A 21,327-nucleotide genomic window follows, 5' to 3' on the forward strand; every position below is an offset into this window, starting at 1 on the left:
GTGATTGCATGAAGACTATTTCTGATAGAATTTCTCAATTATCTCCAGAACAAATTATACGTCTTAAAGAAAAATGGGAAAATCAATTACAAAAAAATATACCAAATCAGGATACTACCTCTCTTTTGTCATTAAATCAACAGAGAATCTATTTACATCAACAAAATTATCCTGCTGATAGTTCCTATAATATGACTTACGCCGTTGAGCTACTTGGTCCAATAAATATATCAGCATTAGAACATGCAATTAATAGAGTAGTTTCTAGACATGAGATATTAAGAAGTCGATTTATTGAAAGAGAAGGTAAACCTCAACAAATAATTGAATCTTCATTAATTATTGATCTTTCTTATGAGGATTTAAACAAGATAGATTTTAATGAAAGAAAAAATGAAGCAATTAACAAGATTAAAAATATACAAAACATACCATTTGATTTAGAAGTTGGTCCTTTACTTAGAGTAACGGTATTTGAACTTGAGAAAGAGAGATTCATATTTTCATTAATGATGCATCATATTATTTCTGATGGATGGTCCATTCAAATTTTTGTTAATGAACTTTTGTCATTTTATAAGGAAGCTGTAGGGTTTATCCAAGTAAAACTACCTCCTTTAAAGATGCAATATAAAGATTTTGCAGAATATCAGAGACAGTGGATGAAAAGTGAAGAATTTAATCATCAAATGAACTATTGGAAAAGTCAATTAATGGACTCGACAGGTTTCCTAGATTTACCTACAGATTTCTCCCATCCAGTTAAGATTTCTAATTCTGGAAGTGTACATTCAGCAACTATTGATTCTGATAGATTAAATAAACTTAGAATGTTAAGTCAGAAAAATGGTACAACAACATTCATGACAACTCTTGCTGTTTTCAATGTACTTTTATATCAATTTACTACCCAGTCTCGGTTAGTAGTAGGAGTACCTTTTTCGGGAAGAACTAATTATGACTTTGAATCTATCATTGGCTTTTTTACAAACACTGTGGTATTCGATACAAACTTAAATGGAAATCCAGAATTCAGTAATGTATTGGAGCGTATTTCCAAAACGAGTATAAATGCTTATAGTAATGCGAATATTCCTTTTGATATGTTAGTTGAAGAATTATTTCCAAATAGACCACATGGGAAAATCCCTTTATCTCAAGTTATGTTTATTTATCAGAATATTAAAACTACAAATATGAATTTGGATAACATTCAGATTAATAATGTACCTATAGAGAGTTCTACCTCAATGGCGGAACTTTCATTAGAGTGTATTGAAAATGAAAACACAATTGAGCTTCGATTTGAATACAGAACAGATCTTTTTAAATCAAAAACTATTAAACGCTTGGCTGATCATTTTTTAACATTGGTAGATATCATTGTGAGTAATCCATCTATTAAGCTTTCAGAGTTACCTTTACCAGTGGGAGATTGTAAATTATTGAGCATGTGGAATCAGACGAGAGAAGATTATGAGTTGGAAAGTACCATTCATGATCTTTTTTCAGTTCAGGTATCTGATCATCCTGATTCTGTGGCATTTATTCAAGGCAATCGCTCTATCACATACAGCGAATTAGAAATTAATTCAAACAAATGGGCAAGATATCTTAAGAAACATGGTGTAATGAAGGGAAGTAAAGTGGGAATTTGTTTAGAGAGATCGTTGGAATCAATGATTTCTGTACTGTCTATCCTAAAACTTGGAGCAATGTTCGTACCATTGGACATTAATTATCCAAAAGACCGTCTAAAGTACATGATTGAAGATTCAGGTATTAAGACTATTTTAACCAAGGCAAAATACACTTCCTTATTGCCTATATCTACGAATCAAACTGTGATTTGTGTGGATGAACATCAATATAGCTTGATGCAAGAGTGTAGTGAACGTCTAGGTACAATTATAAATTCTCATACTCCAGCGTATATGATGTACACATCTGGGTCTACTGGACGTCCTAAAGGAGTTATAGGTACTCATCGAAATGTAATTAACCGAATAAAATGGATGGTCAATAAGTATCCGTTTGAGGAAACGGAAATATGTTGTCATAAGACATCTTCCAATTTTATTGATTCGATTTGGGAGATGTTTGGTCCACTATTAAATGGGATACCCAGTGTAATTATTTCTGATGAAACAGTAAGAGATATCAATCAATTTATATTTGTGCTTCAACAGAACAAAATAACAAGAATTGTCCTTGTTCCTTCGGTTCTTAAGATGATAGTAGAAAATAATATTTATATTTCTAGGGATTTGCCTTTCCTAAAATTTTGGGTTGTGAGTGGAGAAGAGCTAAATATTACACTAGTAAATAAATTTAGGCAGCTTTCAAATCAATGTACTAAGCTAATTAATTTATATGGTTCCTCAGAAGTCATGGCAGATGCAACTTATTTTGATACCTCTGATTTAGTTCAAACAAATCAAAAGGTTCCTATTGGTAAGCCAATAGGAAATACAGAGATATATATTTTAGATTCTGAAATGAAACAAGTTCCAATTGGTGTGGTTGGAGAAATATATATCGGCGGAGAAGGGGTTGCAATAGGTTATAACAAAGAGGATTTAACACAAGAAAAATTTGTTATGAATCCATTTAAATCAGACAAAGGAAAAGTTTTATTTAAATCGGGTGATTTAGCAAAGTTTTTGGAAGATGGGAATATAGAATATATAGGACGTAAAGATTCCCAAATTAAACTTAATGGAATTCGTATTGAATTAACTGAAATTGAATCTGTTTTATTGAATCACAGTGAGATCATTGAAGCAGTAGTATTAATGAATAATCGAATAAATACTCTTTGCGTATACTTTGTGGGAGCTATTGATAAAGAGGAATTAAAAAAATATCTTAGAAAACATCTTCCACAGTATATGATACCTCATTTGTATTTACGTTTGGAAAGGTTGCCATTACTACCAAACGGTAAAATTGATAAAAAGAAACTTGTATCGATGGATTATTCATACACTAGGGTCAATGAAGATCTTCCAAAAAATAAAATAGAAGATAAACTTTTAAAAATATGGAAAGAGGTATTAAAACAGGACTCAATTGGAACTAATATTAGTTTCTTTGAATATGGAGGTAATTCAATTAAGGCTTCCCTGCTTTCAGTTAGCATATATCAATCATTTGGAGTCCAAATTCCTCTAAGGGAAATATTAGAAGGGGTAACAATTCAAAAACTAGCTACAATTATCAATAACCATGATATTCAGATGAAATTACCGAAAATAGACAAGCAATCAAATCTATCAAATTACAGAGCAAGCTCATCACAATCAAGGCTATTCTTTATGAACAGATTAATGGAAAATGGAATTCATTATAACCTTCCAAATATTATTCAATTTGAGGGAAAACTAGATGTGGAGAGGCTAAGAAACTCAATTGATATTTTGATTTCTCGTCATGAGATTCTTAGAACATCATTCCAACTAACAGCTTCTACTGTAGAACAGAAAGTTCATGATGATATTGAGTTTGAACTGGTAACAATCTATGAGGGAATAGAATTTTTAGAAGCTAGAATGCGTAAGTTTGTAAAGGAATTCGACTTAACAAAAATTCCGTTGTTTAGATTTCTATTAGTAAACCATGGGGAAAATTTTCATTCTTTACTAATTGATATGCACCATATTATTGTGGACGGGATTTCTATAGATTTATTACGTACTGAACTTTTAAGTTTATATAATGGTGAAGAGCTATCCCCTAAAACATTACAGTATAAAGATTATGCAGTATGGCAAGGAAACTTACTACAAACTGATGAAATGTTAAATGGTGAACAATATTGGTTAAACAAATTTAGTGACGGTGGTCCTATTCTTCAGTTGCCTACTGATTATTTACGACCACCAATAAAAAAATATGAGGGCGAAGAACAGGAATTTGTGATTGATTTAGAAAAATTAGCTTTCTTAAGAAAATTGGCATCAGAATTGGGTGTTACCCTGTATTCTCTTGTTTTATCGATATTTGGAGTTCTGTTAGCAAGAAATTCGGGTCAAGAAGATATAGTTATAGGTACAGCTGTGTCTGGAAGAAGGCATCCTGATATTACTGATATGATAGGTGTATTTATTAATAATGTCGGCTTGCGGATTTACCCAAAATTAGAAAAAACTTTCAGATCATATCTCTATGAAGTAAGAAAGACTGTTTTTGATGCTCTTGAATATCAGGATTATCCTTTCGAAGAACTTGTAAACAAGATTCCTTTAAAGAGAGATTTGAGTAGGAATCCTCTGATTGATGTAATGTTTATTTGGCATAACTATAAATCTGACGAACATATATCATTTCCAGATTTAAATGTAAGTTATGTAAGACCAACATCACTTGGTGCTAAATATGACTTAACTTTAAATATTTGGGAGGAAAAAGAAAATCTAACCTGTCACATAGAGTACGATAAAAATTTATTTAAACCAGAATCCATAGAACGCATTAGTGAACAATTTCAATTAATGATAAATGTAATTGGGGACTATATTGATAAGGAAATATTAAGAATTCCTTTAGTAAGAGAAGATGAAGTTTCTGATATTACTAGTACAAGTCATTTGTCTTCATCTAAAATTGAATATCATACTATCCTAGAAAGCTTTGATGAATGTGTTCGTACTATGCCAAGTAAAGCCGCTATTGTTTTCAATGAGAGAGAGTATACGTATATCGATTTATATAGAGATATAAACGAATTAGTTAGAACTCTTTTAGAGTCTGGTGTTGGCCCCGAACAAATTGTTGGTGTAATGCTTGACCGTTCATATACTACTGTTGTAGCAATACTAGCAATCCTTAAATCGGGAGCAGCATTTCTTACAATAGATCCAACATATCCTGCCGAGAGGGTATCGTATGTTCTACGTGATAGTAATACATCAGTAATAATCTCTGAAGATAAATACAGAACCAGTTTGGATTTTAATGGGAAGACTATCTATATCAATAGTGATAATAAAAATGTCAATCAGTCTATCCCTGTAAATCCAATAAAATTGGAATCAAATAACTTAGCATATGTTATGTATACATCGGGATCAACAGGGGAACCAAAAGGTGTGATGATTGAACATAAAGCTTTGAATCACTATATATCAAGCATCAGTAGTAGATTAAATTTAGACAGCACAGCAAGGTTTTTAGCATTAACTACAGTGTCATTTGATATTTTCATAACAGAAATGTTGTTTCCATTAACTTTGGGAGCGAGTGTGGTAATTAGTGATGAAGAACAGCAGAGAGATATGCAAAAGTTAACTGAGTTAATAATTGATAATAAAGTAAATGTAATTCAAACAACCCCTTCTAGAATTCAGCTAATGTTATCTCACTCAGGTTGTAATGATATTTTTAACAATTTGGACCTGTTAATTGTTGGGGGAGAGACATTTCCGAATCAAATGCTACCAAAACTGAGAGAGAAATACAAAGGAACACTTTTAAATGCGTACGGACCAACAGAGACTACAGTTTGGACGACAATCAAAGAGTTAAAGAATGAAGACAAAATCACTATTGGTCAACCATTACCAGGTTATAGATGTTACGTATTAGATGAATATCAACAATTATTGCCTCAGGGTGTTCCTGGTGAACTCTATATTGGTGGGCCAAGTATTGCACGAGGGTATAAAAATAATGAGAATTTAACTCTTGCAAAATTTATCAATGATCCTTTTAATCCAACTGAGCGAATTTATCGAACAGGAGATAAGGCAATAAAATTAAAAAATGGAGAAATCGAGTTAATTGGAAGAACAGATGACCAAATGAAGATAAGAGGTTATCGAATTGAACCAGTGGAGATCGAGAATACTTTAGGTCTTTTAGAAGGAGTTAACCAAGCGGTAGTATTAAAAAAGAAAAAAGGAACTGAAGATATATTATTTGGTTATTATGTATCTGATGAAGAGATTGACACAAAACTAATGCGTCAGTTTCTAACCACTAAATTACCAGCATACATGATTCCACAGTATTTGATTCGCTTAGATTCATTACCCTTAACTCCTAATAATAAAATTAATAGAAAAGTTCTTTCTGAAAGAAACGATAATTTAAAGGGTGGAGATTTTTCTAAATTAAAATTTCATCCAGAGAATGTAGTTCAAATATCTCTTCTTAAAATATGGAGTGATATTCTCCAAACAGATGCCATTGATATTGATGATAATTTCTTTGACATTGGGGGGAGCTCGATACTGCTTATGCAAATGCATGATCGAATTAACATAGAGTATCCAAATAGAATTACCATCACTGAACTATTCGGATATCCAACTATTCGTATAATATCCGAAAAATTATCAAGTACTCCGGAATTAACAAAGCATATTGAAGTAAGTAAAATACCAAATAATTATGCCTATTCCGTCCTAGCCAATCGTCCTAATGGAAAGTGTACTCTAAAGTTGGATTCCTTAATAGTCAAAGAATTAGATACCTTATCCCATATTCAGGGTTGTGCTTTGGATGAACTATTATTAGCGGCTTATATCTATACTCTTAGTGAATTTAGCCAAGATAGAGTGCCAAGTATATACACTTGGGTTACTTTAGATCAACAACTTCGACTAATATCTGTAGATTTAAATAGCCATAAAATAAATGGAATAAAGACATTTATTAAAATTGTTAGTAATCTTTATAATCAATCTTTTCATACAAATATTTATGAATACCTTACCTCTCAAAAGATAAGATTAAAACAAAATGAATTTTTACCGGTTTTTTCTAGTTTTGAACATAAAGCAACATTAGATGGAATTCGACACATTTCAAGATTACCTTTCTACTATTCTCGAAATAACGAGAAAATATTTATTATATGTGAATACGAAGGTAAGTATATTCGTAAGGAAGGGGTTTTAGAAATGCTTGATATATTTTCTAATGTACTCGAAAGCATTATAGAATCTATAGGCCCGAATGGAGGAGAAGTAATTCATGAATAGAACCGCATTGTTATTTCCAGGTCAAGGTTCTCAGTACGTTGGTATGGGACAAGATATATATAAATCTAGCTCTATTGTAAGAGAAACATTTGAAGAAGCTGAAGAAACAGTAGGTATTGAACTTTCAAAAATCTGTTTTGAGGATAATAATGGAACTTTGACTAGTACAGAAATTGCACAACCTGCAATTCTTACACTTTCAGTTGCTCAATTTAGACTCTTAAATGAAAGGTATGAGATAAATCCGAGTCTTTTAGCTGGACACAGTTTAGGTGAATATTCGGCCCTTTGTTGTAGTGAGGTATTTTCATTTTCTGATGCTCTCAAAATTGTACAAAAACGTGGACAATTAATGAAAGATACTTCTCAAATGAAAGGTACAATGGCTGCAGTTATTGGCATTGATTCTAATGAAGTAACCAGTGTTTGTCTAGAACTACTGTCATTAGGCCATATAGTAGGGATAGGAGCATATAATTCCCTGACACAATGTTCTATTTCGGGAGAAAAGAAGGCGGTAGAAATGGCCAGTACGCGACTTAAAAAGATGGGTGGAACTGTTATACCATTAAATGTAAGTGGTGCATTTCACAGTTCTTTAATGAATGAAGCAGCCACTGAATTAAGAAAAACTCTTGAAAAATACCGATTTTCAAGAATGAAATGGCCAGTACTTTCAAACGTTACTGGGGAACCTCACCATGGAGTTAACAATATTATTGATAATCTTGTTTTACAAATGACTGCACCAGTTCAATGGATCGAGAATATGAACTATCTATTGAAGAAAAATATTACTCATGCCATTGAATTAGGTCCAGGCACAGTACTTAATAATTTATCTAAGGAATTTAATGGTCTAGAGGTATATTCATATGACACTGAAAAAGATGCAGAGATATTAATAAACTTATTGACTCCTGAAGAGGACAGATTGGCATTCATAGGAAGAGCGTTAGCTACTGCTGTTTGTATTAAAAATAACAACGACGATGTGGAACAATATAAACTTGGTGTCATAGAACCCTATCAACGCATTAAAGAAATGTACTTGTTATTAGAAAAGAAACAGGAAACACCAACAATGGAACAACTAAAGGAAACAATTGAAATGTTGCTAACAGTTATCCAGACTAAAAAAGCTGATATGCAAGAATGTAATATTCGAATAAAGTCCTTACTCTATGAAACTGGTACTAAGGACTTGCTTAAGGAGATTAATCTTCCATTTAATTTGATGCATTGAAGCGAGGTTAAAATATGTTGAAATTGAATTACAATAAAAAATATAAAAGTGGTGATTTTTTACAAGAAGAAGAATCATTACATGAAATAGCTGTTATTGGTGTTTCGGCAAAACTGCCACAAGCAGACAGTCCTGATTCATTTTGGGATTTATTATGTAGTGGAACAGATGCAATTAGCACTTTTCCTAAATCCCGAATACCAGATGTTTCAGCTTATATGAAGTATAAAAATAATTACCCACATAACTCGTATTGTGATGGAAGTTACCTTCCACATATAGATTATTTTGATCATGAATTCTTTAATATTACGGCAAAGGAAGCTTCTCTAATGGACCCTAATCAGCGGATTTTTCTTGAAGTAGCTTGTAAAGCTATTGAAGATGCTGGATATGGCGGGGGAAAATTATCCGGAAGTCTAACAGGTGTTTATGTTGGATATTCAGGTAATGGTGAATATCAAACGTTTATTTCAGATGTCCAACCAGAATCCGTAATCTTATCTGAAGCTGGAAATATTCAATCAATTATTGCTAGTAGACTTGCTTACACCTTGGACTTAAAGGGTCCCTCTTTATTGGTTGATACTGCTTGCTCTTCTTCACTTGTTGCTGTACATATGGCATGTCAGGCTATTAGAAGTAATGAATGTGATATGGCTATTGCAGGTGGGATTAAAATATCATTTCTTCCTTTTGAGTCTGATGACAAACTTGGGATTGAATCTAGCAGTGGAAAAACAAGAACTTTTGATGATAATTCTGATGGAACTGTATTTGGCGAAGGAACTGTAGCCTTGTTGTTAAAACCTTTACAACGTGCTCTTAATGATCATGATCATATTTATGCGGTGATAAAAGGGTCTGCAGTGAACCAAGATGGACGCTCGATTGGAATCACCGCACCTAATGTACTGGCTCAAGAGAATTGTATTACACAAGCTTGGGATAATGCAGGTATTGAACCGGAAACCGTTTCTTATATGGAAGCGCATGGAACTGGAACAAAGCTTGGCGACCCTGTTGAAGTAGATGCTATTTCGCGTGCATTTAGAAAATATACAAATAAGCAACAATTTTGTGGTCTGGGTTCTATCAAATCGGTTTATGGTCATTTAGATCACGCTGCAGGAATATTAGGATTACTTAAAGTAATATTAATGTTAAAAAATCGTAAAATTCCACCTACACTTAACTTTTCTTATCCTAATAGAAACATTGACTTTATTAGTTCACCAGTTTACGTTTCTGATAAAGTTCAAGAATGGGAGACAGTAAATAATCACCCAAGAAGGTGTGGAGTAAGTTCTTTTGGTTTAAGTGGGACCAATTGTCATGTTGTTTTAGAAGAAGCTCCAGCTTACCAGGTAAATGATCATTCGAAAACAGTAAAGGAAGAAAAAATTCACCTATTTAGTCTTTCGGCTAAGAAGAAACATGTTCTTGAGAAAATGGTGACTATTCAAAGGAAATTTATAGAAAACAATATCCAAGAAGATATAAAGAATGTTTGTTATACGGTTAATACTGGTAGAACACATAGTATATATCGTCTAGTTATTTTAGTAAGGAATATGGATGAGCTCTTAATCAAGTTGAAACATCTTGAATATCATGGATTGAATACTTTTGAGGATCAAGATATATTTTACGGATCTCATTTTGTTGTGCCCAATATTAAAAACCAACTTGAAAATGGAGAGATGTACGGTTCTGATAAAGTTTATCTTACAAGCGCTTTAAATAATTTTATTAAAGGATTGTCAAATAATCTTACCCCTATCGATTTTCGGAAGATTTGTAACCAATATATTCAAGGTGCTGATATATCATGGCATTCTTTTTACAGCTTATTTTCGGATACTTATTACAAATTAAGTATGCCTGGATATATCTTTGACAATATAAGATGTTGGCCAAACATTCCTAGTACTAAATCGGCGATTAGTATAAAGAAGGAAAAATCAGCTAAGGATTTCGGACATCCCTTTATTGATGAATGCGCAATAGTATCATTAGAACAAGACATTTATGTGAGTAAGTTCTCAATGAATGAACATTGGGTACTTAGAGAGCATAAAATTTTAGGGAAAAGTCTGTTGCCTGGAACTGCTTATTTAGAGATGATAGAAACAATTTGCTCTAGGTACTACCCTACTGAATATTCATATGAAATTAGGGATGTCTTCTTTCTTAACCCATTAATAGTAGAACCAAATACAGAAATTGAAGTTCAAATGATAGTAAAAGAACGAAAAGATAAACTAGATATCATTATTGCATCAAAACAATCAGAATCCCATCAATGGGTTAAATATTGTGAGGCTAATGTCTATTCAATTCAACTTCCACTCGTGAAATCAATGACCTTAGATGATTTATATACTCAAATGCAACCCATAAATGAGAATAACAACAATAGTGAGGAAAGCTTTTTTGATTTCGGTCCACGATGGACTACACTATTAGATCGGTTATATGTTGGAAAGGAAGAGGTTTTAGCTGAATTTAGTCTACCGGATTGTTTTTCATCTGATTTAGAAAATTTTCGTTTACATCCATCTTTACTTGATGTAGCTGTAAATGTTGCTAGTCAAGTATCAGGAAACGGCTTATACCTACCCTTATCTTATAATTCAATAAGGGTGCATTCAGCTCTACCAGGAAAAATTATCAGTCATGTACGTAAAAAGAAAGTTAGTCATTCGGATGCTGAAACTATGTCTTTTGATGTAACGATATACGATTCCGAGGGTAATATACTATTTGTTGCCCAGGACTTTACAGTAAAAAGAGTAAATTCAATTGATTTTCATCAAAGTAGTGATGAGATATCTTCAACAAAGTTCTATCAAATAAATTGGGTTCAGCTTCCAGATCTTCCTAACAATAAATTATCTGAAAGAAATGGAAAGATGTTATGTATCCGATTTGAAAATAGTTGTAACGATTTATTAAATCATTTTTCAGTTAGCTCGAATATAATAGATGTCATCATTGGAAGTGAATTTAAAAGAATTAGTCCAAATCAATATATTTGTTCAGGAACAAAAGAGGATTATGACAAACTTTTTAGTATGTTAGGTGATGTCGATATATACAAGATTCTTCATATGACAACACTATTACATAAAGAACAGATTAAAGAGAGGAGAGATATAGATAATATAATTCAGAATAGTGTATACAACCTAAAAAATATGCTAAGAAGTATGATTGATAGCCAGAAGAACAGGGGTATAGAGATTATACTTTTGAGCAAGAACGGATTTCAGGTTACAGGAAATGAAGCATTGATTCATCCATTAAATGCTGCATATTTAACATGGGGGCAGTCAATTCCTGATGAATACCCTAACTTGTCTTGTCGATCCATCGATATCGACGATAATACTTTGCTAGAAATAATCGAGAAGGAAATTTATTTTGAATCACAGCAATATATTACAGCAATCAGAAATCAAGTGCGTTATCAAAAGGAAATATCAGTTCTCAGCCAAATAAATAGTACTATCAAGAAGAACCTCCCTCTGCGTCAAGAAGGGGTTTATTTAATTTCTGGAGGTACAGGGGCTCTAGGGAATGAGGTTGCAAAATTCCTTGCAAGAAAGGAAAAAATCCATCTGGTTCTTGTAGGTAGAACCACTGAAAAAGAAGGAAATATTAGTTATACCCAGAGAATACAAGATACCAAAAAACATATTAATGCTTTGGGTTCTACAGTTGAATATCTTCCTGCCGACATCAGCAATGAAGAACAAGTAAAACGCGTTGTACAACATATTAAAGGGAAGTATAAAAAAATCAATGGAATTATTCATGCTTCTGGAATAGCCTCAAAGGGATTTATTATCAACCGAACAGATGAGGAAACTGACCAAGTGTTGAGTTCAAAGATTTATGGTGCTTGGCTCCTTGATAAGTACACAGTCAATGAGGAAATGGATTTTTTTATTTCCTTTTCTTCAATTTCAAGTTTATATGGTTCAGCTGGCCAATCTGATTATGCTGCTGCAAATGCTTACTTAGATGTTTTCTCAGATTATAGGAACTCTCATGGGCGCAAAACCTTAACAATAAATTGGGCACCATGGAAGGATATAGGTATGGCAGCTGAGAATAATGTTCAGGACAATGGAGTATTCAAAATGCTGGATGTTTCAGAGGGAATTGAAGCATTTGAAAATATCTTTGGGCATGAAGCGGGTTCTGTTGTTGTTGGTAGGCTTAATGAAAAGTTATTAGCTACTAAACTTAAAGAGGTAGATATATTGTTTGATAACGAAATAATTTCTAGAATTCAAAAGAGTGTATCTACTGTTAAAACTATTAATCCTAAAGAGGAAAATGGTTCTACATCTTTCAAAAAGAAAAATTCGTCAAGAAATGAAGATGTCATGAATACGATTTCAAATATTTGGCGTGATATTTTAGGTATAGAAGAGGTTTCAATTTATGATAGTTTTGGTTCTTTAGGTGGGGATTCTATTACTGCCACGAGAATATATAAAGAAATAGATAAAGAGTATCCAGGAAAAATTGATATAGGGAGCATTTTTGCATTTCCATCGATTCTAGAAATATCAAAACATATTGAAAATCAGATTCAACAAGACCTAGCTGAAAAAACTGTTTCTAATAAAGATAGAGTAAGCCATGGGTCTGATGAGTTAATAGACGATGTACTAAAGCAACTAAGAGATCAGTCACTATCTGTAAGTGAAGCAATGGAATTAATTTAAATTCAAAAAGAATTAAGGGGAGATGTTGTAATGTTTATTGATGATGTGGTAACGAAAATTTGGGAACCAGTTTCTGATGTTTATGAAATCGAATTTAATAATGCTTTAAAATATGAACCGGAAAAGTTAGCGGAAATTATCATTGAAGAAGTAAAAAAAGTTGATACCGTTGTCTTCCAGAGTAGGGAGCTAAATATGATTGCACTCGTAACTAGCGGTTGTCCTCATAATGTGAGAAATGGAAAAATGTCAGGATGCAGTTTTTGCGATTATAATTCTACTGAAACAAAAGGGGTTGCAATGTTGAATGCTCTTAAGAGAATGAGCCCTGAATTATACGCTAAAGTTGTAAGTTTTAGTATTGAGAATGCAAGAGATAAAATTCATAGACCTAGTGCGGTAGAGCTTATTACGGCATATGACTGCTTAAATCCTCAAGAAATCCCGGAAAAAGTATATGAAGATGTTATTGATAAAGGACAAATGTTTAACAGAAAAGTCCGTCCATTTAAAACTATTTTTGAAACAAGAGCATCAAGTATGAATTATAACAAAATCATGTCTTGGAAAAAGAATTTAGGGAAAAAGGTAATGATAGAATTTGGGGTAGAAGTAGGTGATGAATGGGTAAGGAATCACTGGGTAAATAAGAATTTAAGTGCTGCACAAATCGAAAAAGCTATCGCAACCATTCGTAAGGCCGAATGTGAATCTAGTGGTAACTTGCTTATTGGTGTTCCAGGTTGTACAGAAGAGCAGTCAATTCAACTATTCAAAGATTCAGCTATTATGCTAGCAGACCTAGGTATCGACCACATTTTATGTTCTCCTTTAGGAAGAAAGGAAAGAACTTTACAAGGATATCTGCACACTAAAATGGTAAATAATGAGCGATTAAATGAGTTTGGACTAGTAAATGGAGATCAGACAGGTATGCCTTGGATATTTACTGTAGTTAATGCTCTTTATGCTGTTGGAAGTGAAAGACCAGACATTATCCCGAAACTAACTACTAGCCCAGCAAATTTACCACCATATTTAAGAACAACGGAACTTCTTTATAAAGGAACTGAATTAGAAAAATGTATTGATATTGCGGGAAAAACACTTAAAGAATTCTATAATATCAATCAAGATTTTGAAAAAATCAAAGTACTATACCATGAAATGATCAATGATCCAGCTTATGCTATCTATGAACAATTCTTAGAAAAACAGAAGAAAGCTGGAAGTCTTAAAGATACATTAGTTATATTAGCAGAAGAGTTGGCAAAAGAATTTTGGGATGAGGATTGGGAAGAAAGAGTAAATTCATTCCGTGAAAATGAGCTTTCAAACCTCGGTGCTTAAGGAGGAAACTCAGTGGATCAACTAAAACAATATATTTTACATCAGGTCGCAAACCATCAACTAACAATAGAAGAAGCAAAAAAATTATTGAAGGAACTTAACCAGAAAAACACAAGTAATGAAGAGACTTCAGATGACATTGCAATTATTGGTATGGCCGGAAGGTTTCCCAAAGCAGCTGATATCAAAGAGTTTTGGAATAACATTTTGAGCGGTGTCAATTGTATTGACAGACCTTCAATATTAAGAAGAAAGGGCTGGGAGGATGTTTTAAAAGACCATTTTCAATTAGAAAATCTCTCGGAAGAATTACTATCTTTTGGCGGTTATCTTGATGATGTAAATGCCTTTGATGCTGAATTTTTTGGAATATCAAAAAAAGAAGCAAAGTTTATGGATCCTTGGCAAAGAAACATGTTAGAAACCGTATACCTCGCATTGGAAGATGCGGGGTATGGGGGTCAAACCGCTTATGGAACTAATACAGGAGTGTTTATAGGTAGGGACCATGCTGTTGAATCTTCCTATGCGAAAATCGCAGGAAATGTTCATCCATTAGTTCTTACAGGATCATATTCATCTATACTTGCTAGTAGAATATCACATACATTTAATTTTCAAGGTCCAAGTATTGTCGTAGATACTGCTTGTTCATCCGCCTTAGTTGCTATTCATCAAGCATGCCTCGCATTAAAGAATGGACAATGTAACTTAGCTGTAGCTGGTGGCATAAACCTTAGGGAAAACTTTATAGAATCTCCAGACCAACCAATGCAAGGGATATTAACAGAAGAACCAATGGTAAGGACCTTTGACAAAAGTGCAAAAGGAACTTTGTTAAGTGAAGGTGTAGGTGCTATTTTACTTAAACGTTATAAAGAAGCTGTTAAGGACGGAGATAGGGTCTATGCTATTGTAAAGGGTTCAGCTGTCAATAATGATGGTGGTAAGATGGGTATTGCTACCCCCAATGCAAATATGCAGCAAAAAGTAATTGAACAATCATGGGAATCTGCTGGAATAAACCCAGAATCAATCTCCTATATAGAAGCACATGGAACAGGAACTCTCTTGGGCGATCCAATAGAAGTTAAAGCAATAACTGAAGCTTTTAAAAAATTTACTAACCGTAAACAGTTCTGTGCAATCAGTACTGTAAAAACAAACGTAGGACATACTGTCGCTGCATCTGGAATAGCTTCTTTAGTTAAAGCAGTATTTGCGATGAAATATAAGAAAATTCCTTATCACATTAACTTTAAAGAAGTAAATCCATATATAGATTTTACAGATAGTGCAGTTTATGTAAGTGATCGTACAGCCAATTGGGTTGATTCATTAGAACCACGTAGGTGTGGTGTAAATTCATTTGGGTTTAGTGGAACAAATTGTCACATAGTGTTAGAAGAACCCATGAATAATGGAAACTCTTCGAATGGATGGGCAATAGAGGAGCCTTCTTTTCCCTATTTATTTTCAATTTCTACTAAGAATGAGAAGACTTTAAGGGAACTTGTAAAGAGCTATAAATATTTTCTTGAAGATGTGGATTGGCAAAGCTTAGATCTACAAGATATGTGCTATACAACACTATGTGGAAGAGGACATTATGAATCCCGTGTACTTTTACAGGTTAATAGCATTGAAGAGTTATATAACAAAATTCTTCTTCTACATAATTGTGATGATTGGGAAGAAATTGATGATAGTAATATTCATTTTGGATGGCATCGAATAATTAAAAATTACGAAAATGTAAAACAAAATGGAGAGATAACAGATAAAGATTTAAATGCGCTAAATGATGAGGCATCCTATATTCTAAAACTCTTATTAGACGGTGATAATCTCAATTGGAAAAAGTTATCGGAGTACTATGTAAAAGGTGCATCAATAGATTGGAAAAGTCTATTTCATCACAAAAAAACATTTAAAACTGAACTACCATTGTATCCGTTGGAGCGTAAAAGGGTCTGGATCGATGGTTCAGAGAAAAAAATGAAGTCAGCGAAAGAAAGAAGACGTGAGCGACAAGAGGCATCCATAAGGCGTAAAGCTAAACTAGTTTCCCAAGAAAACCAAAATGAAATTATATCTCCTGTAACTGATGATGAGAAAATAATGATTTCTATTTGGAAAGAGGTTTTAAATGTAGAAAAAATTGGTGTACACGACAACTTTTTCAGTCTTGGTGGTGATTCAATTAAAGTAATACAAGTTACATCTAAAGCTCAAGATCAAAGTTTTAATATGTCGGTACAACAATTATTTGAGAATCAAACTATATATGAACTAGTTCAGGCAGTTGGAAAAGAAAAGAAAGAACAAAAACCTGTTTTAATAAAGAACTTTGAATTGATATCTGACGAAGATGTATCTAAAATACCATCAAATATAGAAGATGCGTATCCAATAAGTGCACTCCAAACAGGTATGTTATTTCATAGTATCTGGTCAACTTCATCTGAATCTTTTCATGATATTTTAAGTCTACATATCAAGGAAAAGTTAGATGAAACTAGTTTCAAAAAAGCAGTCAACATTATGGTAAGTAAACATCCAGTATTACGTACTACATTTGATTTTATTAATTTTAGTAAGCCATTACAATTAGTCCATTTTAACGCAAAAGCTCCAATTTATATTGAGAAAATTACTGGATTAACCCAAGAAGAGCAGGATGCATACCTTGAAAAGTGGCGTTCAAAACAAAAAGATGAAGGGTTTGATTGGTCGAAACCACCGCTTTTACGAGTATTTATTCACTACAGAAGTGACGATGCATTCCAGTTGTCATTAATTTTTCACCATTCTATTTTAGATGGGTGGAGTGTATCTAGCCTATTGACGGAATTGTTCAAGTATTATTCATTACTAAAAGTAGGAGTACCAATCTCGCAAGATTCACACTTAGAAATTGGTTTCAGGGATTATATTGCAGCAGAAAGTAAGATGATTCAATCAGACGATGCTCCTAAATACTGGAAAGAAAAGCTAGATGGATTGGAAGCTATAGATTTACTAAGTAAGCGGATGAACGATGATAGAAATGAGCATAGATTTCTCCAAGAAATTAGATTAACTGTGAATGAGCAACTGGTTGAACAATTAATAGAAGTGAGCAGAAAAATTTCTGTTCCATTAAAAACAATTTTTCTAGCAGCACATATTAAAGCATTACAACTAATTAGTGGTAAAAATGATGTATTATCAGGAATTGTAGTAAATGGAAGATTAGAACAAAATGGTGGGGATAGAGTCCTTGGTTTATTCCTAAATACCCTACCTTTTAGATTTAACAGTTCATATTCAACTTGGGAGGAATTGCTAAGAAGTGTATTCCAAAATGAACAAGAAGTGATTCCATATCGCAGGTATCCTCTCGCAGAAATTCAAAAGACTACCAATAAGCCTATAGTAATATCAAGTATATTTAACTATCAGAACTTCCATATCTATAATGAGGTTAATAATTATGGGGAGTTGGAAGTACTTTCTGATGAAATGTTTGAGGTAACAGATGTTCCTTTGTATGTAAGATTCATTCAAGGGAGATTTAACAAAGAGGTTACATTAGGATTACAGTACGATTCAGATATCTTTACGGAATCAGAAATAGATAGAATAGGAAAATACTATTCAAATATTTTATGTGCGATTGCGTCAGACTCAATGGAAAATAGTTTGAAGACTAACTTACTTACAGAAATAGAACAGGAAAAAATTAAGCACTGGAATAGCACAGAAACAACTTTTCCTAAGAATAATCTATTAAACATGATTGAAACTCATGCTTTATCAACACCTGACAAAATTGCTCTTACATACGGAGAAAGTCATTTGAGTTTCAGCGAAATGTACGAGGAAGTAAATCAGAAGGTTAAGGTGCTAAAGAAAATTGGTTTGAAACCAGGAATGCATATTGGAGTTTATATGAATCGAAGTATCGAATCGGTAGTAAGTTTACTGTCGATATGGAAAGCTGGATGTGTATATGTTCCACTTGATCCAGTATATCCATCTGAGAGAATTGAATATATGATAAAAGATGCTAATTTATCCCTAATATTAACTCAAAATGAGACAAACGATTTCCTATCTGAAAAAGATGTTTTGGTATGGAATGTCGATAATGTTCCGAACTTTCAAAATGAAAATCTAATGCAACAAGAATACAATAGCTATCATGATGATTTAGCTTATATTATATATACCTCAGGTTCTACGGGCGTACCTAAAGGTGTAATGGGTAGGCATAGTGGACTATTAAATAGGTGTGAGTGGATGTGGGAGAAGTATCCATTTAGAGAAGATGAGGTTTGTTGTTGTAAGACTTCTATAAGCTTTATCGATTCTCTTGCAGAAATTCTTTCTCCTCTAGCTCAAGGCATACAATTAGTTATATTCCCAACTGAGATTGTCATGGACCCGAGTTCACTTGTTCAAGAAATGTTCACCCATAAAGTATCTAGGATTGTAGTAGTTCCATCTCTTCTAACTTTACTACTAGATTTATATGATGATTTATCCAATCTCTTACCACATCTACAATTATGTATAACAAGTGGTGAAGAGTTAACATCATCTATTGTACGACAATGGAATAAAAAAATGCCTGGACGAAAACTAATCAACTTATATGGTTCATCAGAAGTTTCAGCGGATGTCCTATATTATGAAATAAATACAAATGAAATAGAAAATATAGTCGTCCCACTGGGGAGGCCAATCTCAAACACTAAAGTATATATACTAAATTCAAAGTTAGAACAAGTACCTATTGGTGTTGTGGGATATATATATATTGGTGGATCTGGATTGGCAATAGGATACCACAATCACGAAAATTGGACGGAGGAACGATTTGTTACCATTTCAAATGGAGATATACAAGAGCAAGTATACAAAACTGGTGATCTTGGTTACTTTAATTCTGATGGTGAGGTTATATTCAAAGGCCGTAGAGATAACCAAATTCAACTTAATGGTTATCGAATTGAACCTCAGGAAATTGAAACTGTACTTAGAAGATACAAAACGATTAAAGAGGCAGTGGTAAAGGAAAATCAGGATTCAACTAATAATATTTTGTTGGTAGCATATATAACAGGAAATTCTACTGATAACTATCCATCAAATGTTGAATTAAAAGAGTTTCTACAAAAATATTTACCAAATTATATGATACCAAATGTATTCTGTTTCGTGGAATCTCTACCAAAATTACCAAATGGTAAAATCGATCGTAATTTATTACCTTCCAACATCGAACAATATACAGATATTCCGGGTAGGAATCAATCATTGACAGCTATCGAAAAAACATTAATGGAAATCTGGACTTCTTCGCTTGGACAACCTGCACGTAGTATTTATGAAGACTTTTTTAATGCAGGTGGTAATTCCTTAAAAGCTATGCGATTTATCTTTATGGTTCAGCGAGAATTTCAGATTACATTTACAATGAGGGAATTTTATAGAAAACCTAAAATTTATGATGTTGGATTATATGTTGAACAATCTCTTCAATCTAGAGAGAAGATTACTGAATTAGATTCTTCTCTAGTGAGTTTGAGTGGGGATGAGATTTCTGAATATTATCCACTAACAACAGCCCAGGAGAAGATATGGACATATCAGCAATTAAACTCAGATAGCTCAGCCTACATGTTAAAGATGAAAATTGACATTAAAGGTGATTTGGATATCAAAGGATTAGAGTGGAGTCTAAATGAATTGTTGAAAAAACATTCAGTATTACGTACCAAAGTGATTTTTAATGGCGATGTACCTTTACAAAAGGTTCTAGAATTCTCACATTATAAGATATATTTTCTTGATGTTAGTAATGAAATAGATATTGATGAAAATACTATTTTCCAAAGAATAGAAAACGAAATGTATATAAAACATAGACAAGAATATATGTTTCACATGCAAGGAATTAAGTATGCTCAGGATAAATATCAATTATTTTTCATGATTGAACATTTAATATTCGACTTTTGGTCAATTGGTCTGTTAGTCAGTGAATTAGCTGATCTTTACGGAAAATGGTTATCTTTTAGAGTTGGAAATATTTCATTTCCCGAAACTGAAATTATTGAGATACCTTTCCGAGATTATGTACAATGGGAACAACGACTAAAGAACTCAGATGTAACTGCTGATAAGTTGAGATATTGGGAAAAAATGCTTTCAAATCCTATACCGAATTTGCGATTACCTACTGATAGACCTCGTCTAGAGAATGTTCTATATACAGCAAAACGAACTGGCCTTCTTTTCCCAGCCCAACTTACAGATAGAATTTATCAGTTTAGTCAGAGCCAAAATACAACAGCATTCGTAACACTTTTATCGGCTTTCTATGCATTAATGTACAAATATACTACAAAAACAGACATAATTGTTGGTATTCCTGTCTCAAACCGAATAGAGGAAGAATTTGAATCCTTAATAGGTTGTTGTATTGATACATTGGCACTACGAAATAAATTTGAAGTGAATTCTAATTTCGAGGAGATTATGAGAGCTTCCAAAGATACATTCATTAATGCATATATTTATAATCGTCTTCCTTTCGATTATATCGTTCAGAAAATTTCGACTAACAAAGGGTATACAACAAATATTTTTCAATATATGTTCAATTATATGAGTGAGCAAGATTGGAATGTCAAAATGCCAGGTAATTTAGATGTTTCTACATCTATGGTTCCGTCCCAGCATGCAAAATTTGAGTTATCAGTAGAGGTACTTGATACTTCAGAAGGAATGATACTAGAAGTTGAATATGCAAGGGAGTTATATGATGCTTCGACCATTGAACAAATCAAGCAAGACTATTTATATTTGATAGAGAAGATGTTAGAAGATAAAAATAAACCATTATCTGAAATTAAACTTAGGCACGAATCAAAATCTCTAAATGTTCCATTGGAGGAAGAAGCAACATTTGATTTTTAATAGTAAGGATACTACTCTAAAGCTAGTGACCCCC

Annotated in this window: 5 protein-coding genes; all 5 read left to right on the plus strand. The window is 32.9% G+C overall.

Annotated elements, in window-relative coordinates; genetic code table 11:
• Nucleotides 1-8: 8 nt before the first annotated feature.
• Genes NX902_RS24930 through NX902_RS24950 form a run of 5 tightly spaced genes read left to right on the plus strand, consistent with a single transcriptional unit; the run spans nt 9 to nt 21,293 of the window.
• Entirely contained in the window at nt 9-6,986 is a 6,978-nt protein-coding gene (locus NX902_RS24930) for an amino acid adenylation domain-containing protein (RefSeq protein ID WP_341123793.1), read from the plus strand.
• Nucleotides 6,979-8,232 (plus strand): ACP S-malonyltransferase, encoded by a 1,254-nt coding sequence (gene fabD / locus NX902_RS24935; RefSeq protein WP_341123792.1) that lies wholly within the window; start codon nt 6,979-6,981, stop codon nt 8,230-8,232. Before NX902_RS24930 ends, fabD begins: the two co-directional genes overlap by 8 nt.
• Before the next feature lie 14 nt (nt 8,233-8,246).
• The gene (locus NX902_RS24940; protein WP_341123791.1) at nt 8,247-12,974 is read left to right on the plus strand and encodes a type I polyketide synthase; all 4,728 of its coding nucleotides are present in this window, start codon (nt 8,247-8,249) and stop codon (nt 12,972-12,974) included.
• 30 nt (nt 12,975-13,004) lie between these two features.
• Complete coding sequence (locus NX902_RS24945; protein WP_341123790.1) at nt 13,005-14,324, plus strand: hypothetical protein; 1,320 nt, start codon at nt 13,005-13,007, stop codon at nt 14,322-14,324.
• Between the two features lie 12 nt (nt 14,325-14,336).
• The gene (locus tag NX902_RS24950) at nt 14,337-21,293 is read left to right on the plus strand and encodes a type I polyketide synthase (protein WP_341161091.1); all 6,957 of its coding nucleotides are present in this window, start codon (nt 14,337-14,339) and stop codon (nt 21,291-21,293) included.
• Nucleotides 21,294-21,327 lie beyond the last annotated feature (34 nt).

The sequence above is a fragment of the Niallia sp. FSL W8-0954 genome (genome assembly GCF_038005605.1).
In the GTDB taxonomy this organism is placed as follows: domain Bacteria; phylum Bacillota; class Bacilli; order Bacillales; family Cytobacillaceae; genus Niallia; species Niallia circulans_A.

Bases quoted from the DNA above. Each gene is read 5' to 3' on its own strand.
- NX902_RS24940 (WP_341123791.1), top strand. From the start codon at position 8,247: ATGTTGAAATTGAATTACAATAAAAAATATAAAAGTGGTGATTTTTTA.
- NX902_RS24930 (WP_341123793.1), top strand. From the start codon at position 9: ATGAAGACTATTTCTGATAGAATTTCTCAATTATCTCCAGAACAAATT.
- NX902_RS24945 (WP_341123790.1), top strand. From the start codon at position 13,005: ATGTTTATTGATGATGTGGTAACGAAAATTTGGGAACCAGTTTCTGAT.
- fabD (WP_341123792.1), top strand. From the start codon at position 6,979: ATGAATAGAACCGCATTGTTATTTCCAGGTCAAGGTTCTCAGTACGTT.